This is a genomic window from Thermoactinomyces sp. DSM 45892 (genome assembly GCF_900107305.1).
In the GTDB taxonomy this organism is placed as follows: domain Bacteria; phylum Bacillota; class Bacilli; order Thermoactinomycetales; family Thermoactinomycetaceae; genus Baia.
Map to the genome: position 1 here is coordinate 84,635 of NZ_FNPL01000004.1, position 24,225 is coordinate 108,859.

21 protein-coding genes are annotated in these 24,225 nt (G+C 44.5%); 9 read left to right on the top strand and 12 right to left on the bottom strand.

Annotated features, from left to right (window positions below):
- Positions 1-32: 32 nt before the first annotated feature.
- Positions 33-512: a 23S rRNA (pseudouridine(1915)-N(3))-methyltransferase RlmH gene (gene rlmH / locus BLU58_RS04380; protein WP_093291011.1), complete on the bottom strand. Its 480-nt coding sequence runs from the start codon at positions 510-512 to the stop codon at positions 33-35.
- 15 nt (positions 513-527) lie between these two features.
- Positions 528-722, bottom strand: coding sequence for a CxxH/CxxC protein (locus BLU58_RS04385; RefSeq protein WP_093291012.1), 195 nt, complete (start codon positions 720-722; stop codon positions 528-530).
- Between the two features lie 439 nt (positions 723-1,161).
- On the opposite strand from BLU58_RS04385, the gene BLU58_RS04390 reads away from it, so the two are divergent.
- The gene (locus BLU58_RS04390) at positions 1,162-1,728 is read left to right on the top strand and encodes a collagen-like domain-containing protein (RefSeq protein WP_218122180.1); all 567 of its coding nucleotides are present in this window, start codon (positions 1,162-1,164) and stop codon (positions 1,726-1,728) included.
- 107 nt (positions 1,729-1,835) lie between these two features.
- Positions 1,836-2,501 carry a hypothetical protein gene (locus tag BLU58_RS17135; protein WP_218122181.1) on the top strand — a complete coding sequence of 222 codons (666 nt, stop codon included), beginning with the start codon at positions 1,836-1,838 and terminating at the stop codon, positions 2,499-2,501.
- Between the two features lie 221 nt (positions 2,502-2,722).
- Here the strand turns inward: BLU58_RS17135 and BLU58_RS04400 are convergent, their stop codons facing one another.
- From BLU58_RS04400 to yycF, 6 genes are all read right to left on the bottom strand, one after another.
- Positions 2,723-4,099 (bottom strand): S1C family serine protease, encoded by a 1,377-nt coding sequence (locus BLU58_RS04400; RefSeq protein WP_255404588.1) that lies wholly within the window; start codon positions 4,097-4,099, stop codon positions 2,723-2,725.
- A 210-nt stretch (positions 4,100-4,309) separates the two neighbouring features.
- Positions 4,310-5,116, bottom strand: a complete 807-nt coding sequence (locus BLU58_RS04405) for an MBL fold metallo-hydrolase (protein ID WP_093291015.1) — start codon at positions 5,114-5,116, stop codon at positions 4,310-4,312.
- Positions 5,117-5,148: 32 nt separating this feature from the next.
- The gene (yycI, locus tag BLU58_RS04410) at positions 5,149-5,907 is read right to left on the bottom strand and encodes a two-component system regulatory protein YycI (protein WP_093291016.1); all 759 of its coding nucleotides are present in this window, start codon (positions 5,905-5,907) and stop codon (positions 5,149-5,151) included.
- Positions 5,877-7,376: a two-component system activity regulator YycH gene (gene yycH / locus BLU58_RS04415; RefSeq protein WP_093291017.1), complete on the bottom strand. Its 1,500-nt coding sequence runs from the start codon at positions 7,374-7,376 to the stop codon at positions 5,877-5,879. The genes yycI and yycH overlap by 31 nt, the downstream gene beginning before the upstream one ends.
- Positions 7,373-9,244, bottom strand: a complete 1,872-nt coding sequence (locus tag BLU58_RS04420) for an ATP-binding protein (RefSeq protein WP_176786492.1) — start codon at positions 9,242-9,244, stop codon at positions 7,373-7,375. The genes yycH and BLU58_RS04420 overlap by 4 nt, the downstream gene beginning before the upstream one ends.
- 2 nt (positions 9,245-9,246) lie before the next feature.
- Positions 9,247-9,972, bottom strand: coding sequence for a response regulator YycF (yycF, locus tag BLU58_RS04425; protein ID WP_093291019.1), 726 nt, complete (start codon positions 9,970-9,972; stop codon positions 9,247-9,249).
- 404 nt (positions 9,973-10,376) lie between these two features.
- On the opposite strand from yycF, the gene BLU58_RS04430 reads away from it, so the two are divergent.
- From BLU58_RS04430 to BLU58_RS04440, 3 genes are all read left to right on the top strand, one after another.
- Positions 10,377-10,994 carry a hypothetical protein gene (locus BLU58_RS04430; protein ID WP_093291020.1) on the top strand — a complete coding sequence of 206 codons (618 nt, stop codon included), beginning with the start codon at positions 10,377-10,379 and terminating at the stop codon, positions 10,992-10,994.
- A gap of 150 nt (positions 10,995-11,144) precedes the next feature.
- Positions 11,145-12,509 (top strand): ATP-binding protein, encoded by a 1,365-nt coding sequence (locus tag BLU58_RS04435; protein WP_093291021.1) that lies wholly within the window; start codon positions 11,145-11,147, stop codon positions 12,507-12,509.
- 85 nt (positions 12,510-12,594) lie between these two features.
- Complete coding sequence (locus tag BLU58_RS04440) at positions 12,595-13,095, top strand: YwhD family protein (RefSeq protein ID WP_093291022.1); 501 nt, start codon at positions 12,595-12,597, stop codon at positions 13,093-13,095.
- A gap of 147 nt (positions 13,096-13,242) precedes the next feature.
- On the opposite strand, the gene BLU58_RS04445 is transcribed toward BLU58_RS04440, so the two are convergent.
- The 3 genes from BLU58_RS04445 to BLU58_RS04455 all read right to left on the bottom strand — a co-directional run bounded on the left by BLU58_RS04445 (position 13,243) and on the right by BLU58_RS04455 (position 14,763).
- A complete protein-coding gene (locus tag BLU58_RS04445; RefSeq protein ID WP_093291023.1) occupies positions 13,243-13,503 on the bottom strand; it encodes a hypothetical protein in 261 nt (86 codons plus the stop codon).
- Positions 13,504-13,515: 12 nt separating this feature from the next.
- The gene (locus tag BLU58_RS04450; RefSeq protein ID WP_093291024.1) at positions 13,516-14,265 is read right to left on the bottom strand and encodes a hypothetical protein; all 750 of its coding nucleotides are present in this window, start codon (positions 14,263-14,265) and stop codon (positions 13,516-13,518) included.
- A 216-nt stretch (positions 14,266-14,481) separates the two neighbouring features.
- Entirely contained in the window at positions 14,482-14,763 is a 282-nt protein-coding gene (locus tag BLU58_RS04455) for a hypothetical protein (RefSeq protein ID WP_093291025.1), read from the bottom strand.
- Between the two features lie 251 nt (positions 14,764-15,014).
- On the opposite strand from BLU58_RS04455, the gene BLU58_RS04460 reads away from it, so the two are divergent.
- The gene (locus tag BLU58_RS04460; protein WP_093291026.1) at positions 15,015-16,424 is read left to right on the top strand and encodes a helix-turn-helix domain-containing protein; all 1,410 of its coding nucleotides are present in this window, start codon (positions 15,015-15,017) and stop codon (positions 16,422-16,424) included.
- Between the two features lie 117 nt (positions 16,425-16,541).
- Here the strand turns inward: BLU58_RS04460 and BLU58_RS04465 are convergent, their stop codons facing one another.
- Entirely contained in the window at positions 16,542-18,563 is a 2,022-nt protein-coding gene (locus BLU58_RS04465) for a transglycosylase domain-containing protein (protein WP_093291027.1), read from the bottom strand.
- 200 nt (positions 18,564-18,763) lie between these two features.
- Between BLU58_RS04465 and BLU58_RS17140 the strand changes: the two genes are divergently transcribed.
- The 3 genes from BLU58_RS17140 to BLU58_RS16305 are packed head-to-tail and all read left to right on the top strand — an operon-like array spanning position 18,764 to position 23,959.
- Entirely contained in the window at positions 18,764-20,476 is a 1,713-nt protein-coding gene (locus tag BLU58_RS17140) for an alpha-helical endospore appendage domain-containing protein (RefSeq protein WP_093291028.1), read from the top strand.
- Positions 20,477-20,503: 27 nt separating this feature from the next.
- Positions 20,504-22,225 carry an alpha-helical endospore appendage domain-containing protein gene (locus tag BLU58_RS17145; protein ID WP_093291029.1) on the top strand — a complete coding sequence of 574 codons (1,722 nt, stop codon included), beginning with the start codon at positions 20,504-20,506 and terminating at the stop codon, positions 22,223-22,225.
- Between the two features lie 27 nt (positions 22,226-22,252).
- Positions 22,253-23,959 carry an alpha-helical endospore appendage domain-containing protein gene (locus BLU58_RS16305; protein ID WP_176786493.1) on the top strand — a complete coding sequence of 569 codons (1,707 nt, stop codon included), beginning with the start codon at positions 22,253-22,255 and terminating at the stop codon, positions 23,957-23,959.
- Positions 23,960-24,225 lie beyond the last annotated feature (266 nt).

A 24,225-nucleotide genomic window follows, 5' to 3' on the forward strand; every position in this document is an offset into this window, starting at 1 on the left:
GGATATATTTTATGTACTGATGTTTTTTTCGCTTACTTATGATATGTCTCCCCCCGATTAATCTTACAAGCTCGATAAATCTGCTCTAACAAGAACACCCGCATAAGCTGATGAGGAAAGGTCATTTTAGAGAAGGATAGGTCCCAGTTAGAGCGAGCGTATACCTCTTTCGATAAGCCGTGGGAGCCGCCGATAATGAAGCTAAAGTGACTATGTCCGTAAGTGGTGAGATGGTCTAGTTTGTTAGCTAGTCCGGGGGAGGTTACCATTTCTCCATTTACAGCGAGAACGATCGTGAATGAGTCGGGATGGAGTGTTTTTAAAATTCGTTCGCCTTCTTTTCGAAGGACTTGCTCAATCTCTGCATCAGAAGGCTGATCAGCACATTTTTCTTCTGCTAACTCGATGATCTCAATCTTGGTATAAGCCTGCAGACGTTTTTGATACTCGTCGCAGGCTTGTTTCAGGAATTTTTCTTTTAGTTTTCCAATGGTAATTAGTTGAATTCGCAAGGGTTATCCTCGATTCTACTCTGTTTGTTCGGCGATGCCGTATTCGAGTTCTAGTTGAAACCCGGCAGTCCCCTTACACCATCTACACGAATGCTTCTCAGATGATTGTAGTGGTTCTAGTGTAGGTGCAGTGTGAAATTCTTCTATCATATCATCCATGACATAATCAAGATGTTCATCACAAGCATACCAAATATGAGAATCTTGCATGGAGTTCTCTCCTTTTAAATATGATTCGACACTATGTATTGTGGTTATCTCTACTCCATTTTACACCTTTTCGAGTAGTAATACCCATTGTTTAGGAGGGTAGATTCAACGATTTTGGCTTGCTCAGGTTCAGATAACAGCATCAATAATCGAATTTATAAATAAGGGATGTAAAATAGGATTGTCCCACTAGGTATCCTCTCAGGGATGCCTTTTTGGGAACAATCCTAATAACGTACCTTTTTACCCTAGATTATCGACTTACTTACGATCAATAAAAATGTTCGTGACACCATCAATATAATCGGGAAGAAAGGTGCTTAATATAATATATGGATATATCTATTTTTTGTGACTTTTTCTTTTCTATCATGATTGCCTCTGCTCATACAATGATTACTAAATGTAAACGATGAGATGAAGCCTAAGGTTAATCGTCTTGATCGGAAAAAAAGAATGGATCCTAAATAAGTTAGAAAATGTGTTAAACACAGACGTTACTAGGGTACCCACGGGACCCCAAGGACCAGTGGGTACCACAGGGCCTCAAGGGGATACCGGATCTCAAGGAGACACGGGGCCTCAAGGGGATACCGGACCTCGAGGAGACACGGGGCCTCAAGGGAATACGGGACCTCAAGGAGCAACGGGACCTCAAGGGAATACAGGACCCCAAGGGGATACCGGACCTCGAGGAGACACGGGGCCTCAAGGGAATACGGGACCTCAAGGAGCAACGGGACCTCAAGGGAATACAGGACCCCAAGGGGATACCGGACCTCGAGGAGACACGGGGCCTCAAGGGAATACGGGACCTCAAGGAGCAACGGGACCTCAAGGGAATACAGGACCCCAAGGGAATACGGGGCCTCAAGGAGCAACGGGACCTCAAGGGGATACCGGACCTCAAGGAGCAACAGGGCCTCAAGGAGCAACAGGACCTACAGGGTCTACTGGACCTCAAGGGCCTACAGGATCATTTGTTACAGGCGATTTCCTATCCTAGTTCAAGGAAACTCAGGCGCGTCTGGAAGTGCTCCTCTGAACTTTGGGGATACGCTAAACTTCATATCGGATACGTTAGAAATCACGGTAACACCTGGTTCTGCTGATGTGAGACTAGACGTTCCGACAGGGGCAAACGGTCCAACGGGAGCAACAGGAGCCACGGGAACCGCAGGAGCAAACGGTCCAACGGGAGCAACAGGAGCCACGGGAACCGCAGGAGCAAACGGTCCAACGGGAGCAACAGGAGCTACGGGAACCGCAGGAGTAAACGGTCCAACGGGAGCAACAGGAGCCACGGGAACCGCAGGAGTAACTGGACCGACGGGCAATCCAGGCCCACCTTCTTTTGCACAATTCTTTGTTCAAGGGGGAGGGACTATTACATTGTCTCCAGGAGCTACATTCCCCTTTGTTTCAAGCGGTGCAAGTAATACACCAGACTATACCTTACTGCCCGAGGGATCTTTTAGAGTTTCACAAACAGGTACTTATTTAATTCAATATACTATTCTATTCAATGCTAGTTCTACTCAGGGGATGGTGAGTATCAGAGTTAATGGTAGTACCGTAACCCCTAACGGTAAATCGGTTGTAAGTGGAAGCGATACGGTTAGAGGGATAGCAACTGGAATGGCACTTTTCGATTTAGTTGTTGGTGATGTTGTAGCTATAATTAATGCAGGAAATGGAGCTACTCTAACAAGTAGTGGATCAGTAGATGGTGTAGGGATCCTAAGAATTGTTGTTGTTCAAAAACTCACGTATATTTGATTATATCTTGTTAGGGAAAGCTGATGATTATATCAAAAATCAATTGGCTTTTGATATAATCATCCCTTTTTCTTTTTTTTGGAAATAAGGGGTTTAAACAGTAAAAAAATCAATATGTAGTAGTGGTATCATGGGGTTTATCCACATTATCCACAAGATATACACATAGCATGTCAAAATGTAGGAAAAAGCCCCACTAGGTAGTGGAGCTTTTTTATTCCCTATTGCGGGCTTCGTTCAAGTGTTAATGTGGCAGTTTGCTTTTGGCCATTTCGGTAATAAGTAACTTTTACTTGCTCGCCAATTTGTTTCTTTTTGTAGAGGTAGCTACGAAGCTCAGAACTATTGGTGACGGTTTGATCATCTAAGGCGGTGATTAGGTCACGAGATTGTAGGCCAGCTTTGCTTGCTGGTGTTCCGTTGGAAACGCTTTTGATAATCGCTCCACCGTCTATATCATTTGGAATGCGTAACTCTTTCCAGATAGCAGGTGATATTTTGTCTAGATCAATTAACTCTACACCTAAGTAAGGGCGTGGAACTTTTCCGTGCTTAATCAGTGCATTTAGAAGCGGACGAGCTTCATTAGAAGGAATCGCAAAACCAAGTCCTTCTACCCCTTGTTCGGCGATCTTTAGACTGTTGATGCCGATTACTTGCCCAGCGGCATTTAATAAAGCTCCTCCGCTGTTACCAGGGTTAATCGCAGCGTCTGTCTGAATGACATCGGTAGATATGCCTTTCCCAAGGTCAATGGTTCGTTTTGCAGAGCTAATCACTCCGACTGTAACGGACTGGGAGAACTGAGGCCCGAGCGGATTCCCAATGGCAATCGCAGGTTCCCCGGCTTTGACGGCATCTGAGTTTCCGAAATCAGCTACTGTGGTAACATTGGTAGCATCAATTTCGAGAACGGCTAAGTCGGTAATCGGATCAGTGCCGAGTACTTTCGCTGTTACGGGTTTTGATTTCCCTTTTTCAGCGGGTAGGTTCACCTGAACACTTTGATTATCGGCGATGACATGGTAATTCGTCGCGACGAGTGCTTTATTGGTATCCTTGTTTTTCTCAAAGATGATTCCGGATCCAGTTCCCTGTTTCCGATCCTCCCCTCCAGAGCTGAAGAAATCATCTGATTTTGCTATATTATCGATCCCCACGACAGCATTTTGCACCTTTGCTACGGCTTCGGTAATGTTTGAATTTACTTGTACAGACGTGGATTTGCTGGGTCCTGAATAACTACTATCGAGCGTTCCGTTTCCGGAAGGAATAATGCCTGCACGATACAGAAGGGGCGTGCACGCAAGTACGATGAGTCCCCCTACGACAGCCGATGCGATAGCGGTAACCCAAGTAGGAGTCTGCTTCTTTTGCTTAGGTGGCTCGTTATAGTCCATCGACATATACTCTGGACGAGATGCGATAAAGGGCTGAGGTGTTACTGGTTCATTAGGCCGGGTCTGGTAAAAGACTTCTGGTTCCCGTTGTGGTTGCTGGTTTTCATGTGATGTATTCGTTTCATTGTTTTCATGATTTGAATTTGCTTTATTTTCCTCTGAGAATTGAGAGCCAAATGGATCTTGGTTGTTATTCATAGTGGGTTCTCATCCTTTCTACTTCAAAGTGAACAAACTCAGTGTTTGTGATCGATCCTCATATTATACAATAACGTATGTTATCTGACTGCTAGGATTCATGCTTCTGTTAATTGGCTACTTATTTTATCTTAACCTCTATTTTGCGAAGAAACGTTTAGAATTTGTGGTTATTTCTTGCTGTGTTTCATTCGCCTCTATTCGTACCCTCTAACGCTTCGCCAAGCACCGAACCTCTCGCAGGGGTGTTGGACGGTCGGGGTGGGTTTCGTGGAGTTGGAGGTCTCGTCCTGTTTTGGCGCCGCCGTTTTCTAGGATTTGCTTGATAGTTAGATGGGCTAATTCGACTACGTTGTTATCTTGGCTGAGGTGGGCGAGGTAGACTTGTTCGCCGACTCCTTTTAGGATTTCAAGCAGAGCTTCGCCAGAGTCTTCGTTGGATAAGTGGCCGAGATCGCTGAGGATGCGGCGTTTGATGTTCCATGGATAAGAACCCATCCGAAGCATAGATACGTCGTGGTTGCTTTCCCAGATGAGGGTATCCACTCCTGAAACTTGATCGAGAATCCGCTGGTTTACGTAGCCTAGGTCAGTAACGATGGCCAGTGATTCACGGTCCTCGTTTAGCCGATAACCCATCGGATCTGCTGCATCATGTGAGATGGGGATGGTTTGGATATGTAATGAGTCGATGTCGAGAGTGGCTCCCGCTTCTAGGACATTTTGCAATGTAGCGGGAATCTCTCCCACAGACGAAGGAAGTGCGTCCCAAGTCTTTTCATTCATGTAGATGGGGAGTTGGTATCGTCTGGCCATGACACCTAACCCTTTCACATGGTCAATATGCTCATGCGTGACTAAAATAGCCGATAGGGTAGACGGATCTGCGCCTACCTGCTGTAGCCTCTGCTCGAGTTGTTTCCCACTTAAACCAGCATCTATGAGGATTCGTAAATCCCCTGACTCCACATATAGAGAGTTACCAGAACTCCCACTCGCTAGAACGCTAAATTTCATGTGATTACCTAACCCTTTTACTTAGAGTGTTTTCAATTACTGGTAGCAGGCTGTACGCTACTAATACTATCAGAACTAGTGGTACCAATGTAGTAAAATTTCCCTCCGACCTTAAATCGCCAGATCGGGATCATGATCGAATCAGTGTCCTTGTTATACTTGTTTCGCTGATACCCAAGCTCTGCAGATTGAATCGTTGTTTTATTAATTTGAGGCAATAAACTGGCTAACGCATTATTTAGCTGATTCGGCCGATGTGTCTGTGGTAATGGTTCCTTTAGTTCATAGTGGGTATACGAAATCGACTTTACTTCTTTTTTGGTATTAAACTTAAGCTTAATCGTTCCATTAAAAATCGGGAAATGGTCTCGTACCTGGTAGACTGTGATTTCACTACTAGTAACTTCCATCTTGGCAAAGTGATAGTCAGCCAAGTAAGGCAACTTTTCTTTTTGAAGAAATGCTTTCACTTCACTCGGGGTCTCTGCTACTTTGGTCGGGGTAGGTAATTCTTTTTGATAGATTCCATCTCCTATCGTCTTCCAAGACAAGGGGTCTAGTTTTGTGGTAACACCGCTATAGACGGCCATCTCTTTGGGCACTTCTATTTTTTTGTAGGCAAGCTTTACATCATTATATTGGGCGAGCTCTTCAATCTGTCGATCGGATAAAGTGCTTTTCGCCACTCGTAAATCATTTTCCCGGTAGTTAGCATAGAGAAGGGAACCGATATACAAATCTAAAATGAGGAAGGCAATGATTAGAATTGTTTTTGCTTTTCGCCAATCCATTGGCCATCCTCCCCTACATAGAACGTATTTTCTTTCATCGGAAAATTGGAGCCTTCCATTACGACCACTTTCCAGTAAGGAGTTAGCGTGACCGTGTTTTTATTACTCGCATTTCCCCGATCTGCTAGATATACCAACTGAACCTGTTTGATAGAACTAAGATCGACTTTGTATTTTTGAAATGCGTCTTTTAACTTGTCCTTGTCTGGTAGAGTAACGGACTGTGCTTTTCGATCCGTGGGCTTCCAGACATCGAGTGAGCGGTGATATAATCGAGCATCTTCCATATTGCTGTTGGAAATGTATGGCTCAGTACGGATAAACACGGGCGATACTTCTGGTTGAAAAGGGTCTGGTTGTCCTTTCCAATAGATGGGGATTCCGCTATCAAATTGCCTAAATTTCATTTCGTTGTTCTCAGAAGAAAGGTGTTCGAGATGAAAATCACCAGTCCATCCAAAGTGCCTTTTTAAAAAATCATTCATCTTTCCAACTAATACCTTTGGTTCTATTTTCGGAGGGCTGCTGTCTCCTGATTCAGGCAATTGTTTATTATATTGAATCTCATTTTTCAACTTGTCATAGATAAGCGTTTGTCGAGTGCCGTGCGCGTAGATTTCCCAGCCCTCTCGCGGTTTTAAGGGTTGCAGATTAGGATCTTCAAAGAGTACCTTTTTTACATCCCCGATGTCGATAGAGGTAATCGGATATGTGGCTTTATCTACTTTGACCGGTTGATCTGGTAAATAGTATAGATTCCCCTTTGGTAGAACAGGGCCTGAAGAACTGGGATCAAAATTAGATGTTGCTTGATACAAGGCATGTAGCTTGGCACCTTGAATCAGTTTGAAAAATTCATTTTTAGATAAGGTCGTGCTTACTTGATAGACCTGAGGGTCTTGAGAGCGTGAGGAAATCAGATACAGTACAGCGGTCTCTTGTTCGTTCGGTAGTGTCATCCAAACCCTTTCCACTTCTCTTACTGATAAGCTAGGGGGTGGAGATTTCCAGTTAAAAAAAGAACTTACTTGCTCTAGCGGAACTGCGTTATGATATTGAAACTCTACTCCGGGTTGCATGAATATCTTCTTCCAGTCATCTGTATTGAGCTCGACGGATTGGGCAGTTCCCAAGGAGGCTTGTGAAATTTGTTGAATCAATTTTTGATAATCATTCCGCTCCGTTTCACTTGTGGACAATGTTGCAGGTAGAAAACGAATCACAGACTGATCGTGTAGATAGGTAATCGGTGGGGCAGATAATTGATACGTCTCTTTTTCGTTAAATTCCTTTCCATCAATTCCATCAATAAACTTAGGAATCATTTGGTATTGGTTTTCGGTGGTCTCGGTCGAAAAGGCACTGGATAACCAGTAAAAGGCAGTTTGCCAGATGCTTAAGATAACAAGTGAAATCAGGAGGGTGGTTTTGATCGGCTCCTTGTATTTCTTCCAATATGGCTTTTTCATGAATTCACCCTCCTTTCAAATGGGGGCAGAGCAACGAATACCGTAGTCCCTTTTTGCTCTTTACTCTCAATCCAAACAATTCCTTCATGCGCCTTAATAATCTCTTGAACGATTGCAAGGCCAAGACCCGTACCGCCTTGCTCACGTGCGCGTGCTTTATCAACTCGATAAAAGCGTTCAAAAATTCGCTCGAGGTCTTTCTTCGGGATACCCATGCCTGTATCGGTTATCGCTACTTCGATTAAGCCATCTGAACGTAAACGGCTCGAAATCGTGACGGCCCCCCCTTGGGGTGTAAATTTCACCGCGTTGGATAGGAGGTTGTCCAATACCTGATCGAGCTTATCCCGATCAGCATAGATTCGGGGTAACTCGTCTTCGGCATGGCGCAAGGTTAACTTAATCGCTTTTTGTTTACATTGAAAAATGAAACGATCTGCTACATCTTCCAAAACATCCTCTAAGTACATAATTTTCTTATCAAAGCGAGATTGTTTGGCATCTAATCGCGATAATTGTAGCAAATCATTAATTAAGCGAGTCATGCGATCTGCCTCTGTCCTTGATACCTGTAGAAAGCGAACAGCGAGCTCAGGTTGTTCAAGCGCCCCATCTTCCAGTGCTTCTAAGTAACTTTTAATCGTAGTGAGCGGAGTTCGCAGTTCATGGGAAACATTGGCCACGAATTCTTTTCGTTGCCTGTCCAATCGCTCTTCTTCTGTCACATCTTTTAAAACGACAATCGTTCCCGTTGCCTTGTTTCGCTTCTGTTTTAGTGGTGTAAACGTCAGCTTGATATAGAGGGGATCGTCTTGATCATCATGTTGAACTCGGATCAGATTATGTAATTCTTGTGTGATCGGAAACTGAACTGGCTCTGATAAGGGGAGTACACTATTTAACATTTCTCCCAGCTTAATTTCTTGGTTTAAGATTTGTTCGGAACGCTCATTCTTGACGATAATCGCGCCAGAACGATTGGTCGCAATGACGCCATCGCTCATGTCGGAGAGGACCGTTTCCAGCTTCTCTTTTTCTTCCTCTTTCTGAGTGAGTGCAGTCCGTAGATGAGATGCCAAATGATTAAATGCTTTGGCCAGTTTCCCGATTTCGTCGGTGCTTCTCACATCAACCCGTCTGTTAAAGTCACCTTCGGCCATAGCCGTTGCCTGCTCCTTGATCTCCTTGACAGGAACCGTAATCGTCCGGGTCATAATCACAATTAAAATGCTTACGATAATCATGGCGTAAAAGGTTTGAATGATTAGGATCTTAATGATGGAGCGGATCAATTGGTATGTCGTATCAAGGGGGTATTCCATGTAAATCCGATCAAACTCAAAGTCTGGGTTTGTAATATCAAGAGGGTACACTTTCATCAAGACATCTTGACTTTTAGACGAAGGACTTCTCCTGATTTCCTCCTGATTAAATAGGAGTGAATGGACATACGGGTTTTTTAAGCCAATTTTGGATTTTCCATCTCCTGTGGCGGCTACAATGAATCCGTTATTGTCTAGGATTTGCACATTAATTAATTGATTGTTTTTCGTTTGTAGAAACACGACCCGTGCTAAATCATTGTTTATCTTTTCTTTTAGCTCCCCTGATTTTTCGTCTTTCTTTCGATTATGGATCGTTTCCTCAATTACTTTCGAAATGACGTTCTTTTGCCTGTATAAGTCACTTGTTACATTGGCTAGTAATTGTTTTTCTAAGCCATCGCTAAAATTGACAAAGATAACTTGCAGTGCAATCAGAATGATGAGCGCGAGTATAACGAGTAGTTTCCATTGTAGCCCTGTCGCATAGGTGAACCATCGTTCTGCATATTTTCCTTGCCTCACTGATTCGATCCAGTTTCTCATTCTCATCTACCGCTTATGTCCTGATCTCGCAATGTATAGCCGATGCCTCGTCTTGTGATGATGTATTTCGGTGCACCCGGATCATCCTCGATTTTTTCACGAAGCCTGCGGATCGTAACATCTACCGTCCGTACATCTCCGAAATAATCGTATCCCCAGACAGACTGGAGGAGGTGTTCGCGAGTGAGAACCTGATTCACATGCTTAGAAAGAAATAACAATAGCTCAAACTCACGATGAGTCAGGTCAATTGTTTGATTTGACTTCTTTACTACGAAACTATTTGCATCGATGAGAATCTCTCCGATTTGGATCCCGTGAAGCGCTTTAGGGTCGACGGCTTTAGGGGATCCTGTGGAAGAAGAAACATTGCGGCGTAAATTTGCCTTAATTCTAGCTAAAAGCTCTCGGTTGCTAAAAGGCTTCGTCACATAATCATCCGCACCGATCTCCAGTCCGAGGACTTTATCTATCTCGGAGTCCTTCGCCGTTAGCATGATGATTGGAAATTGATAATGCTGACGAACTTGTCTACATACTTCAATCCCATCGGCTCCCGGTAGCATGAGGTCTAAAAGCATGAGGTGAGGAGGGGTTTGGATCGCTTTCGAAATGGCTTCTAATCCATCATGTACACACTCTACTTCAAAGCCTTCCTTTTCGAGGTTAAATTTTAAAATATCTGCAATCGGTTTTTCGTCTTCTACTACTAAAATCTTGGTACTCATCGATTCAGCTCCCTTAGTCATTCAAACGATCTATGAATAGGATCATTTTCGCACACTCGATTTAGAGAAACAATATTCTTTCAAATATGATCAGAAGTTCACAAATAAGTCTCAGATCTATATGTAATAATTGGAAGGGTTGAAAGTTTCTATCAAGAAGAAAGAGGTTCCGATCTAATAAGCTAATATTATATTATTTTACCATTTATGGTATATAATTGGCGATAACTTTGTTAACTGATAAGAAAATTACCTCGGTAAATGAATTTTTTTTTGACTTTCGCAAATATACGAGCCGATTCGACAAAGTATTCTGTTGACTTATCTAACTGGATACTGCTACCATTATTATTAATTCAAGTAATTTTAAAATTTTTTATGTCATCTAAAGGAGTGTTAAAATTATGTCATCAATTACAGTTGGTGTATATTTAGGTAAAAAAGATCGTCTCGTGCGTTACTGGTATGAAATCCTTCCGAAGGGTCAGTTTCCTATGTTGGTGAAGTATTGTATCCAATCGTATCTACGAAACAACTATTTCCCATTGCAATCAATCTGTGATGGTAGAATGCTGAAAGAGCAGATCCAGTCGAGAAGCGACTATGTTCCAACCCAACGTAACGTCACCTTTACGCCAGAAGATGGTCCGGTATATCAGTGGATTAAGAATTTAGAAAGCGGTTACCGTAGTGAAGAAATCAAAAATATCCTGAAAGAAACCGTTCTTCACACTTTATTGAATGAACAGCCAGTTTTTAGCTCCCGTCCCTTCGGTCAAATATATAACGACCCACAGCAACAACATGCTATGATGCAAGGACAAGCTATACCAGCAGGTTATGGGTATGTAGAAGATCCACAGAAGGTAACGATGATCAAACGAGAGCAAATGCCAGCAGGAATGGAAGATGGCTATCAAATGTGGGACAAGGCAGTGATGCAACCTCAAACTGAGGGAGAGCAGAAGAAAGAACAAGGTCCTGTAAAGGGATATAACCATCTAGTGAACTACTTAGGTTAGCCCATACGCATACGCTCCACTTTATATGATCCATTTCTAAATTCCCTGATTTGACTGACCCGTCGAGCAGGGTTTTTTGTTTTTGTGGTGAAATGGTTTCTAATCCAGTATACCTCATACATTCTCTTCGATATAAAGGAGTGCGCAACCATGACAGATAGCCTATTGGATGAATCCATCTCACTAGAGCCCCTTCTCTGGGGATGCTTTATAGCAGTATTTATTTATTATTATCTACATAATAAAAATCAGAAACTAAGGAAGAAAAACAACGAAATAGCCTTCCAACTCAGCGCTTCTCAGCTTGAGATTCAAGAGATGAATGATGAAATCGAAGAGATCTACCGCCGGGATTACCTAACTGGACTCTATAATCTGGGCGGGTTTCAGGATGCGGTAGTTCGGAGTTTAGAGCGGATGTCACCGTTACAAAGTTACCATGTGGTAAGTATCGATCTAGCTGACTTTAAACAAGTGAACCTGCGAGAGGGTGTGGAGTTTGGAGATCAGATCTTGATCGAGGTTGCGAGTCAGTTTCAGGACCAATTGCCCGCAAGTGTACATATTGCCCGATATGATGGGGATCAATTTGCGATAGGATTGACCGGGGATCATCACTATCTGCGGCGATGTGTCGAGATCATCGACAAGGTTATGAGCCAAATTTGTACCGAGCGAGTAAATATCGAATACTGTATAGGGACTGCATCTTATCCAGCGGAATCAGCTAATGCGAGTGAACTAATTCGATTAGCAGAAAAGAGATTGTCCATCGAACAAAGACGAATGCGGGATAAAGAGGAAGAGAAGCGGAGGCATATGGAGAAGCTGTCAGCCGTGGGTCAACTAGCCGCTGGCTTGGCCCATGAGATTCGAAATCCACTTACCTCCATCCGTGGCTTTGTGCAGATTTCCGCTGCTGAATCGACAGAAGTAAAAAAATGGGAATCGATTATCCTCCCCGAAATCGATCGAATCAATGATCTCCTAACCCAATTTCTAAACCTAAGTGAGTCAAGGCCTACTCGATTTCAGAACTTCCATGTGGACCAGCTAATTTCAGATATCTATTCTCTTCTTAAACCAAAAGTCATGTTAATGGGACATGAGCTTGTTATGGAAACACCGAAAACACCGATCTATATCGAAGCGGACCCGGAGAAGTTAAAGCAGGTTCTCATCAATTTAATCCAAAATGGCTTAGATGCATTAGTCCAGAGAGGGCGAGTGGATATCAAGTGGTACGTGGAACATAAGCACTTATCGATCGAGATTCAAGATACAGGTGCTGGAATCAAACCGGAGTTTATATCGAGAATATACGAGCCTTTTTTTACGACGAAGGACGAAGGAACGGGGATGGGTTTAGCAATCTGCCATCGAATCATTCAAGACCATGGAGGCTGTATGCGAGTAGAGAGCCGTATGGGAAAAGGGACTACGTTTCATCTATCGTTACCACTAAAACAAGAAGCAGCCCAGATGGAAGAAGATTGTACCTCAATCTGTGAATAAGAGTAAATCATTGTTTGAACGATAACTATTTTCTATAATGGAATGATAGTATAGTGCCTAGATGATAAAGCGAGGTTGATGGGTAGTGGATCAAAAACCAAAGAACCAATTTAACATATTAAGTAATCGCAAAGCGACGACACATGGCGATTATTATACAGGAACACTAAATTTAAGTAATATGTCGTCTGTGTTAATCGATCATGATGTAGCAAAAATTGATCTAGGTCTTATTCATGCCAAGAGCAAGATCGAGCGCGGCATCAAATTTACTGCTGATCAAGCAGAAGTTCCAGAGGGAAAGACCTACTATGTGGTCTGGGTTGCAATTGATCAAAACGAGCATGGTACCTATTATGCAGGAGTCACAGCTTGCCCGATGGTGATTAACCATGAGACTCGCAAAGGTTGGAAAAATCTCGCGTTTCATGTAAATCGAATGGACGATGCCCTAAAGCGCCGGATTAAGGTAAGTGAGTTAGGTGAAGTAGAGAAAGAAGCATTAAAAGCGCTCTTTATCGAGCATAATCAAGAGATGTGGGAAAATAGCTCAGACGAATTAAAGGATGCACTTTCGAATTCGTGAACGGAATGTGACATTTTTTGTGACATATTGCGTAAGCTATGATTCAGAGAGTAAACTTAATATGGTTTTCGGAACCATTTGCTAGGACACAAAAAAGGCGAAGCTCGCTACAAGCGGATTCGCCTTTTTTGTGTTTTTTTTAAGGTTTTAGGTTTCGGATAAGATGTATACGCAAAGAGTTGTCAGTACAACCAAAGCTCCATAGAAGATTGCACTTGCTGATTTCTCGCGGACTTTCTTTAATATAACGTTCAATAATAGGACGATTCCCATAAAAGCTAATACTAATTGAAGCGGAGTCGTGTTTGTTTTCTCGATGTAGTGTAGGTATGCATGAAGTAGAAATACAAACAGAAAAACAACCAAATAGGAACGCCACAACCATTTCGCATTTAGCTTTTCATACATCTCATCAACTCCCTACCAACATTTTCGAAGGCACTTAGTTGCTTCCCCTAGAAACAGTCCCACTTGAACCGATACACAAGCCCAGCAGGGAGGTGTGGGACCCGCTACTGTACAAAGGGTTCCGCAAACTAGCGCTACACCATCTACTACCCAGTCGGGTACTGTTTTTTGATCATCCATACAGTTCGTGAAACAGTTCCAAAAACCCTGCCCTTTCAAATCCTTATATAGATCAGCTACATCCTTTTGTGTACCATCTTTTAGGATCCAACCACTGGCTAATCCACCCGCAATTGAGAATCTTGCTATCTCTTTATTGTTATCGTACATTTTGAATTCATGAGACTTGTCATCAGTGGTTGCGAGCAATGCTTTTGTTATGAATACCTCATTTGTACTTGTTTTGATGCCTATTCCCATGAACCCATAACCATAACCTGATTTCACAGGATAGTATACCCATGTCTGTTGGTTCAATTGGAATACACGTGCGGTCTCTTCTAATCGAAATTCTTTAGAAGCTGAGGATCGGTGAAATTCCAGCCTTTGCTTTGATGTTAGATTTTGAAGATGACGGATCTTTTGTAAATCTGTTATCTCATAGTAGCTACCTTTACTATCCTTGTTTGAGGGATTACAAGTAGCAACAGATACTTCCTTATCCAGACTAGGATTCGCCCATGATTTTGCATTGGTTTGAATTGGAACCGTGCATATGGTCATGATGCAGGCGATTAAGAAGATTAACCAAGCTTTATGCATTACCATTCCCCCATGTTCATTTCTGAGTAGTTCTTGCAATAAAAACACGAAGAATGAGTTTCAACCTTACATCCTTCGTGTTTGCGACCAATCCGTACTGTAAAAAAATCGATTCATTCCTTACCCTACAACATGAACGGTGAAGTCTCTATCCTGAGGGGCAGGTAGAGTGCAATAGATGTTTCAATATCCCTAGAGAGAAGGAAAAAATAGGAGTTATTCGGAAAACGGATCGAAACCTTTTCCGTAAAATATAAACTTTCCATCTGACATCTCAATCTGACTCCATTTGATGTTTGGTAAAGCAATTTGCTTTTGATCTGTCGTCGTAAGTACGAGTGCGTGGGTGGTATCTCGATGGACTGCGAGATATACTGCCTCTGCTCCATCTGTAAGCAGAGTTGTTCGTTGGGATTCCATTTGAAACACTTTTTGTAAGGCCATTTCTGAACTTTTGAGCGAAACATCTGAGTCGGCTTTCACATGTATGCGAACCATATTTTCTCCCTCTCCCTATGAAAAATCTTTGAATCTCTACTGCTAACTTTATTGTACTAGGGTATAATGATTTTGAGAAATGTGAATAGTCAATCTAAAATGTTCGTATACGACATATCATCTGTGAATACACCCTAAAATAAATGTCATTATTCAAATTTCTTGGCTGGTCACGTCACTCTACTCTGAATATCGACTATATGATGGTCATTTTAGAGTAAAAATTATTTTAGGGCGAGGGGTTATGTCATATGTTGATAGAGAAGAAAAAAGGTAGCAAAGTAAGAGAGAAAGTATTTGTCTCTAAAAAACTAGGAAATCTCATTCGTACAACTAGAGAGAATCGGAAATGGACTCAAGAACAATGTGCAGAAGAAGTAAATCTTAGCCAAGCAACCATTAGTCGTTTGGAGCTAGGAGCAGATGATTTCAATAAGGAGATAGTCGTGAGTGTATGTACATTCTTAGAAATTGATTTTGAAAAGATATATGAGGAGCCCCAATTGATCAATACTAACTTCATTATAGAAGAATTAGGGATGATAGAAGCTGAAATGCAAGAGGATCCCAAGACTGCTGTAGAAAGGTTTAGGGAGTTAGAGCAGATATATAAACATACAGGTGAAGTCCTTCTCATCGTTCAGCTTTACGGTTCGTATCTAAGAGGAAAATTCTATAACTCAAAAGGAGATCAGCGAGAAGCGATTAAGCAATTTGAGTTAGCCGTACACATCGGTGAAAGCTACCTCCTATCACTAAACCAGACAAACCTCCTTGCCGCAAGCTATTATGAGTTAAGTCGAACGATGAACAAGCAAAACCAATTGCAGAAAGCGATTTCCTATGCAAATCAAGGAATCAAGTTTTTTGACCAAGATGGAGACCGTTCCTATGTATACTACCTACTTCATATCATCAAGGCATCTATACTGGAGAAGATGAGCGAATATGGACAAGCCCTATCAATCGTTGAGAAATTATGGCAGGAACGCTCATATCAAATGTTTTCAGATTGTCGGTTAAATCTCTATCAATTGAAAGTGGAGCTATACATTCGAATCAGACGATATCCTGAAGCCATTCCTATAGCATTAGAGGGACTCCAATTTGCACGATTAGAGAATAATCCTGACCGCAAGTTTGAGCTTATGTCGTCACTTGGAGAAGTGCATACACGCTTAGGCAGTTTAAGCACAGGGCAAAAGTATTATGAGTTAGCCCAAAAACTAGAAGGAAAGATTGCTAACAAGACTCTCATTATCACTTCGTATACCAATCTAGGTGAAATCTATTTGCAACGTAACGATTTAGATAACGCGAAGAAAACTCTTGAACCCCTACTCAAATCGATCGAAAGAATGGGCGAAGAATCAGAAGGGTATCGATTATGTAAAGCTCTAGTTCTTGTAGGTGAGATTTATTACCAACTGAATAAATACAAAAAAGCCAAAGTGTATCTAGAATCCGCACTGGAGCTTGCAAATGAATATGGCATTGACGAGATCAAGCAATCCATAATAGTCTTATGTGTAGGAATATGCAAGTGTTTGAAGTTGACAGAATTGGATCAATATATTGGAATTCTTTTGGAAATGCGTTATAATCGAACGAGCATGGGAGGCGATGAATATATGTTTCACAATGATCCGCCAGAAAGCTAATTTTAATTATGGGATTATTCGAATACCTCGATAAGAGGAAGTATAGCTATGCTTCACATACAAACAGAGCCAACCCAATTTAGACTGGGAAAGGCCCTGTTTTTCGTCTTCTGTAATTTAATCCGACCACCATTTCTTAATGCGATCCCATAAAGAAGGCTCTGAATTCGCACTCTCTGGTGCCTCTGTGTACTCGGTTGGTTCGGTGCCGGCGACGAAGTATTCAAGCCGTGCATTTTTTTGATCTGGATGAGCTAACTTTCCTGTTTCATCATCGATGTATACCGCTTTTACACCACTCGGCACTGCAAAGATTTTACTAGGCTTTCCGAGAGTCGCTTGGCCCATAAAGCGCCCCCAGACATGCTGTGAGATCTTGGCCTGATTATGATTTAACTTTTGGTTTTGATCAAATCCGACCCATACCGTGGTTACTAGGTCAGGTGTATATCCGACTAACCAGCCATCCCAGTCCGTGGTGCCTGTTTTTCCAGCGGCCGGATGAGCAAACATTTGTTGCACGCGCTGACCTGTTCCGCCCGTATCAAATACACTGCGCATCAAGGAAGTGAGCACATAGGTAGAGCTAGGCGAAAATACTTGCTTCGATTCAGGTTGATTTTGATAGAGAACGTGACCAAATGAATCTACAATCTTCGTGATGCCTGTAAGAGGCTTATGGTCACCCGAACTGGCGATCGTCGTATACGCCTCTGTCATCTCATACGGAGTTACTTCATAGCTTCCAAGAGCTAAAGAGGGGGTTGCATTTAGCGAGCTATGGATGCCTAGTTTCCGTGCCGTTTCGATCTCCTGATCGATCCCCACTTGAAACTGAGTGGTTACCGCATAGATATTATCTGATTTGGCGATGGCTTCCCGCATCGTGATCGGACGCTGGGCATAGATATCTTGAAAATTACCTGGTGTATATGTTTCCCCATTGTACGTGAATGCAGTGGGAGCACTTACGATTTTCTGAGTGGGGGGAATCCCTTTTTCCAGCGCGGTTAAATAGACGATGGGTTTAAAGGAAGAACCAGGTTGTCTACGAGCAAACACACGATTAAACTGCGATTCTTGATAATCCTTTCCGCCTACCATCGCTTTAATCGCTCCCGTATGTGCATCGACAGAAAGAAGTGCCCCTTGTAGGTTCGGGACTCGTCCCACTTGGCTTACTAAGGATTCCTCGGCTTGTTTCTGCATCTGCGTATTAAGCGTTGTATAGATGCGCAAACCACCATGCCTCACTAATTCCTCATCAAAACCTAATTGGTTTACAGCTGTCTGAATCACATAATCTCGAAAATAGCTTGCCTTACTCTTTTGACTAGGGAGTGGAGGCTGTAGGGCTAGTGTATACTGCTCGGCTTCCTTCGCTTGTTGTTTCGTAATTAGCTTCATCCCAGACATTTGCTCGATAATCGATCGTTGGCGTTCTTTGGCCCGCTGAAAATGCTGATATGGCGAATAAACAGATGGCCCTCGTGGGATACCTGCTAAGAAGGTGCATTCGGATAGGTTCAGGTCTTTCGCATCCTTGCGGAAATATTCTTGGGCTGCTCGTTGGATTCCGTATGCACCGTTTCCATAATAGATTTCATTAAAGTACATCTCCAATAATTCTTTTTTATCGAAGTGGAGCTCAAGTTGAGTAGTAAGCATCGCTTCTTTCGCCTTGCGGGACCAAGTCCGATCGTGGGAAAGATAGAGATTTCGTGCTAGTTGTTGGGTAATGGTACTAGCTCCTTGAACGACGCGAAATTGTTTTAGATTTACGAGAAGAGCGCGGGTAATGCCACGAAAGGAAAATCCATGGTGCTCAAAAAAATCACGATCTTCTGCCGTTAATGTAGCATCTATTAGATACTTCGGGATTTGTTGTAGTGATATTTTTTCACGATGTTCCCCAGCATCCATCTGATCTAGTACATTCCCCTGATCATCATATAAGAAAGTAGTAGCGGAGATGTCGGGTGGAGGTAGGGGTTGTGAGCGAAGGTATAGCAGGAACAGGAATAAAGCAACGCAAAGAATCGCGAATCCGATGAATACGCATTTGATCCAGTAGGCACTCTGTTTGTACCATTTGTAGGCTTTTGTTTTTTCAAGCAGTGATTCTACCTGGATTCCCATTCTAGCTGTCGCTTCCTCTCGCTACTAATGTCCTAGTTCACATGCCCTAGGTCGAGAGTATTATGCGGAAGTAACAGATAGAATATACCTATTTCTTTAGTGGAAGAATCAGTATCCATGAAATTTTAGGCAAATGCATTAGTTCAGATGTTATTAGCAATGAATATCTATATTAGGAATTATTTGGAAGGAGGTATATCATGTCTCAAGCCAATATCCCTAATATTTCACCTACTATTTCCATTACGACAGAAGATGCAGTAAATCTGCTATTATCATCCATTGCGTTAGAAGAATTAGGACTTAGCCATATCATTAATGCTGAGGGAGAAAAGCTTCAATACGTTCTCGGAACGCTCTCCGGAGTGACAACATCCTTTCAAGCCTCGATTACAGACTTACTTAGGATCAATGCAAGTGTTCGTGACACGATTAATGTAATCGGAAAGAAAGAATGGACTTTAAATCAAAAGCTAGTCAACGTGTTAGGTACGGACGTTATGAGTGGACCAACAGGACCTCAGGGACCACTGGGACCCCTAGGGCCATCAGGAGGACCTCCCGGACCTCAGGGACCAGAAGGAACGATGGGAGCGATTGGATCTCAAGGGCCGGTAGGGCCTCAAGGGCTAACAGGACCGACAGGGTCTTTTGCTACAGGCGACTTCTTATTTTTGGTTCAAGGGGAATCAGGCGCAGACGGAAATGTTCCACTCGGCTTTGGTGATACCCTAAATTTCCTATCCGATACATTAGACATTACGGTAACACCCGGTTCTGCCAATGTACGGCTAGAAGTTCCTACAGGTGCTGACGGGCCGAGGGGACCTGTAGGCCCTCAAGGAGCTACGGGCCCCCAAGGAGCTACAGGCCCTCAAGGAGCCACAGGCCCTCAAGGAGCCACAGGCCCTCAAGGAGCTACAGGCCCTCAAGGAGCTACAGGCAGCTCCCTAGGAGCCACGGGCCCCCAAGGAGCTACGGGCCCTCAAGGGGAGATAGGCCCTCAGGGATCGACAGGCCCTCAAGGGGATACAGGATCCCCAGGAGCCACAGGCCCTCAAGGAGCTACGGGCCCTCAAGGGGAGATAGGCCCTCAGGGATTGACAGGCCCTCAAGGGGATACAGGATCCCCAGGAGCCACAGGCCCTCAAGGAGCTACGGGCCCTCAAGGGGAGATAGGCCCTCAAGGAGTCACAGGCCCTCAAGGGAACGCGGGATTACAAGGAGCCACAGGCCCTCAAGGAGTCACAGGATCCCCAGGAGCCACAGGCCCCCAAGGGAACACTGGCACTCCAGGAGCTACCGGTCCTCAAGGAAACGCGGGATCACAAGGGAGCGCGGGATCACAAGGGAACACCGGCACCCCAGGAGCTACCGGTCCTCAAGGGAACGCGGGCCCTCAAGGGAACACTGGCCCTCAAGGGAACGCAGGACCGCAAGGGAATACAGGACCGCAAGGTCTGGGGGGACCTACTGGACCGGCCGGGTCACCCGTCTCTACTGCCATTCGGTATGTTGTTTTTAATCAACGGATTCTTGATTTGAATGCGAATGGAACTGTACCATTTACTGATAGATTCGGTACACCCAATACACCATATGTTGCACCTGATATAACCATCACTGTCCCGGGGATATATAGTATAGCTTTTGAAATTACAGTAACCACCGACCATGGGGACATCCGATGGACTGTAGGTATTAATGGTACTCCTATTCCTCAGGGACAATTTTTTGAAGGTGGACATGATACCTTGGCTCTAGTACGAGGAGAATACATGATGGCTCTACAGGCTGGAATTAGGGTCTCTTTAATCAATACTGCAGGGAATTCGCAACTCATTACTCGTTTGGGTGGAAGTAGTACTATACCTGCTTTATTACGTGTAATGAGAATCGGCGATGCGCCGTAATTGGAATCATTTGAAAGGAGGTATAACATGTCTCAAGCCAATATACCTAATATTTCACCTACTATTTCCGTTACGAGGGAAGGTGCAGTAAATCTGTTGCTTTCCTCGATCGCATTAGAAGAGCTAGGCCTTAGCCATATTATTAATGCCGAAGGGGAAAAAATCCAATACGTTCTCGGAACACTCCCTGGAGTTTCAACTAACCTGCAACCCTCCATTAGCGATTTATTCCTGATTAATGAAAGCGTTCGCGACACGATCGATGTAATCACAAGGAAAGAATGGATTTTAAACGAAAAGTTAGCAAATACGATAGGTACACCCGTCACAGCAGGACCAACGGGACCCCAAGGACCAGCGGGACCGACAGGGTCATCAGGAGGACCGCCAGGGCTTCAAGGACCAGTAGGATCTCAAGGGCTTGCTGGTTCTCAAGGGCCAACGGGACTTCAAGGGCCAGTAGGACTGGCAGGGTCTTTTACTACAGGTGATTTCTTATTTTTGGTTCAAGGGAATGCAGGAGCAGGCGGAAGTGTGCCACTCGGCTTCGGAGATACACTAAACTTTCTATCGGATACACTGGAGATTACGGTAACACCCGGTTCCGCCGATGTACGGATCGAAGTACCTACAGAATCGACGGGCTCCCAAGGCGAAACCGGACCGACGGGCCCTCAAGGCGACACCGGACCTCAAGGACCGACAGGCCCTCAAGGCGATACGGGCCCTCAAGGACCGACCGGACCTCAAGGCGATACGGGCCCTCAAGGACCGACAGGACCTCAGGGGCTAACCGGACCCCAAGGTGATACCGGCCCTCAAGGCGATACTGGGTCTCAAGGCGATACGGGCCCTCAAGGACCGACAGGACCTCAGGGGCTAACCGGACTCCAAGGATCGACAGGGCCTCAAGGACTGACGGGCCCTCAAGGACTGACGGGCCCTCAAGGACTGACGGGCCCTCAAGGACTGACGGGCCCTCAAGGACTGACGGGCCCTCAAGGACTGATGGGACCTGAAGGATCGACGGGCCCCCAAGGACCCACTGGATTCCTCGGAGACACAGGCCCCCAAGGACCGACGGGCCCTCAAGGACCGACGGGACTAAAAGGATCGACGGGCCCCCAAGGACCGACAGGACCTCAAGGATCGACGGGCTCCCCAGGATCGACAGGACCTCAAGGGCCGACGGGCCCTCAAGGACCGACAGGACCTCAAGGCCATACGGGCCCTCAAGGACCGACAGGACCTCAGGGGCTAACCGGACCCCAAGGATCGACAGGGCCTCAAGGACCGATAGGATCTATTACAGGAACGATGGGGCCACCAGCGGTTGCATCTGCTGTTCGATATGTTGTTGTTCCTGGCGGTAATGTTCCAGTTTCTAATATGAGTACTATACCGTTTACCAATAATTTCGGCACATCCAATACACCATATGCTACCAATAATATAACAATCAATGTCCCGGGAACCTATCGAATTGCTTTTCAAGTTCAAGCAAACAGGTCAGTCAGTGTATTACGATGGGCTGTAGCTATTAATGGTACTCCGATTCCTCAGGGACAATTCCATGTAGAAAGTGGCGTAAATGGAGTATTTTCAGTAAACGGAGAATATCTTATAGCTCTAAATGCTACCGATACAGTCTCTGTAATGAATACTTCCGGAAGTACTCTAACCATAGTAGGTGCGACTTCTCAAGTAAGTGCTTTTTTACTTGTGATGAGAATCAGTGATGTACCATAATCGGAATTATTTGAAAGGAGGTATAACATGTCCCAAGCGAATATTCCTAATATTTCACCTAATATTTCTGTCACGAGAGATGATGCAGTGAATCTATTACTGTCATCGATTGCGTTAGAAGAAGTAGGACTCAGCCATATTATTAACGCCGAGGGAGAAAAGCTTCAGTACGTTCTCGGAACTCTCCCCGGAGTCTCAACCACTTTTCAACCCTCGATTACAGACTTACTTTCGATCAACACCAGTGTGCGTGACACGCTAAGTACCATCACGAAAAAAGAATGGATTTTAAACCAAAAGTTAGAAAACGTATTAGATGGAGAAGACGCTTCGCCGGGGCCACCGGGGCCTCAGGGGCCACCGGGAGTCATAGGGCCTTCAGGAGGAGGTCCTCAGGGTCCCCAGGGATTCGCAGGATTGACAGGATCGACTGGTCCTCAAGGGAATGCCGGTCCTCAAGGTGCATCAGGAGCTACAGGATTGATGGCTACGGGTGATTTCCTATTTGTGGTTCAAGGGGATGAAGGAGCAGGTGGAAGTGTGCCACTCGGTTTCGGAGATACACTCAACTTTCTATCCGATACGTTGGACATTACGGTAACCTCTGGTTCCGCCGATGTAAGACTAGAGGTTCATACAGGCTCTACCGGGTCGACGGGAGAAACCGGTCCTCAAGGAGGAACAGGACTTCAAGGAGGGATTGGACCTCAAGGATCGACAGGACCTCAAGGAAATGTAGGACCTCAAGGCAGAATAGGACCCCAAGGGGCTACCGGACCTCAAGGAGCCACAGGCCTTCAAGGAGGAATAGGACCGCGAGGAGGAACAGGACCTCAAGGCAGAATAGGACCCCAAGGGGCTACCGGACCTCAAGGAGCCACAGGCCTTCAAGGAGGAATAGGATCGCAAGGAGGAATAGGATCGCAAGGAGCCACAGGACTCCCCGGAGGAACAGGCCTCCAAGGGACCGGACCTCAAGGTAACATAGGAATCCAAGGATCAGCAGGCCCCCAAGGAGCCATAGGGCCTCAAGGGACAGGGAGCCCCGGAGGAACAGGACTCCCCGGAGGAACAGGACTCCCTGGAGGAACAGGACTCCCCGGAGGAACAGGACTCCCCGGAGGAACAGGACTCCCCGGAGGAACAGGACTCCCTGGAGGAACAGGACTCTCTGGAGGAACAGGACTCCCCGGAGGAATAGGACTCCCCGGAGGAGGAACAGGTCCCCCCGGAGGAACAGGACTCCCCGGAGGAACAGGTCTCTCCGGAGCAACAGGGTCGCCCGGAGGAGGAAGAGGACCTACTGGACCTACTGGACCATCCATCTCTGATGCTTTTCGATATGTTATTTATACGGGTAGTAATCTGGACGTTCCTGGTGGTTCCACTGTGCCATTTGGAGATAAGTTCGGTTCAGCCAATACGCCATATGCTGCACCTAATATAACGATCGGTGTCACAGGAATGTATCGAATATCATTTCAAGTTACTTCAGTTATGGCAAGTTCTGATTGTTTCTGGACTGGAGCTATTAATGGTGCTCCTATTCCTACTGGAGTATTTGCTCTATCTGCAACTAGTAATCTGCAAATATTTGGGGAATACTATATGAATCTGAATGCTACCGATACAGTCTCTGTAATGAATGATTCAACAAATAATCAAACCATAGCAGGTCAGGATGGTGAAACAAGTGCTTATTTACTTGTCATGAGAATCATCGATCAGTCATAATAAAACCTGTCTATGAGAAGTGAATCTAAAAAGGTAGACACGAAGGCCCTTCTGATTGTGTTTTTCAGAAGGGTTTGTTGCGTAAATAGAGAAAAATGTGCCGATGATGGTGGGACAGATATAGCGGTTATTCATCAAATACATATAGGTGTTTGCGTCAGGTGGGGGTAGGGGTTGTGAGCGGATATCCTAGTTCACATGCCCTAGATTGAGAGTATTATGCGGAAGTAACAGGTGGTAGAATATACCTATTTTACACTTGGAGA

Bases quoted from the DNA above. Each gene is read 5' to 3' on its own strand.
- BLU58_RS04385 (WP_093291012.1), bottom strand. From the start codon at position 722: ATGCAAGATTCTCATATTTGGTATGCTTGTGATGAACATCTTGATTAT.
- BLU58_RS17145 (WP_093291029.1), top strand. From the start codon at position 20,504: ATGTCTCAAGCCAATATACCTAATATTTCACCTACTATTTCCGTTACG.
- BLU58_RS04405 (WP_093291015.1), bottom strand. From the start codon at position 5,116: ATGAAATTTAGCGTTCTAGCGAGTGGGAGTTCTGGTAACTCTCTATAT.
- yycH (WP_093291017.1), bottom strand. From the start codon at position 7,376: ATGAAAAAGCCATATTGGAAGAAATACAAGGAGCCGATCAAAACCACC.
- BLU58_RS04445 (WP_093291023.1), bottom strand. From the start codon at position 13,503: ATGTATGAAAAGCTAAATGCGAAATGGTTGTGGCGTTCCTATTTGGTT.
- yycF (WP_093291019.1), bottom strand. From the start codon at position 9,972: ATGAGTACCAAGATTTTAGTAGTAGAAGACGAAAAACCGATTGCAGAT.
- BLU58_RS04435 (WP_093291021.1), top strand. From the start codon at position 11,145: ATGACAGATAGCCTATTGGATGAATCCATCTCACTAGAGCCCCTTCTC.
- BLU58_RS04450 (WP_093291024.1), bottom strand. From the start codon at position 14,265: ATGCATAAAGCTTGGTTAATCTTCTTAATCGCCTGCATCATGACCATA.
- yycI (WP_093291016.1), bottom strand. From the start codon at position 5,907: ATGGATTGGCGAAAAGCAAAAACAATTCTAATCATTGCCTTCCTCATT.
- BLU58_RS04420 (WP_176786492.1), bottom strand. From the start codon at position 9,244: ATGAGAAACTGGATCGAATCAGTGAGGCAAGGAAAATATGCAGAACGA.
- BLU58_RS04465 (WP_093291027.1), bottom strand. From the start codon at position 18,563: ATGGGAATCCAGGTAGAATCACTGCTTGAAAAAACAAAAGCCTACAAA.
- BLU58_RS16305 (WP_176786493.1), top strand. From the start codon at position 22,253: ATGTCCCAAGCGAATATTCCTAATATTTCACCTAATATTTCTGTCACG.
- BLU58_RS04430 (WP_093291020.1), top strand. From the start codon at position 10,377: ATGTCATCAATTACAGTTGGTGTATATTTAGGTAAAAAAGATCGTCTC.
- BLU58_RS04400 (WP_255404588.1), bottom strand. From the start codon at position 4,099: ATGAATAACAACCAAGATCCATTTGGCTCTCAATTCTCAGAGGAAAAT.
- BLU58_RS17140 (WP_093291028.1), top strand. From the start codon at position 18,764: ATGTCTCAAGCCAATATCCCTAATATTTCACCTACTATTTCCATTACG.
- BLU58_RS04455 (WP_093291025.1), bottom strand. From the start codon at position 14,763: ATGGTTCGCATACATGTGAAAGCCGACTCAGATGTTTCGCTCAAAAGT.
- BLU58_RS04460 (WP_093291026.1), top strand. From the start codon at position 15,015: ATGTTGATAGAGAAGAAAAAAGGTAGCAAAGTAAGAGAGAAAGTATTT.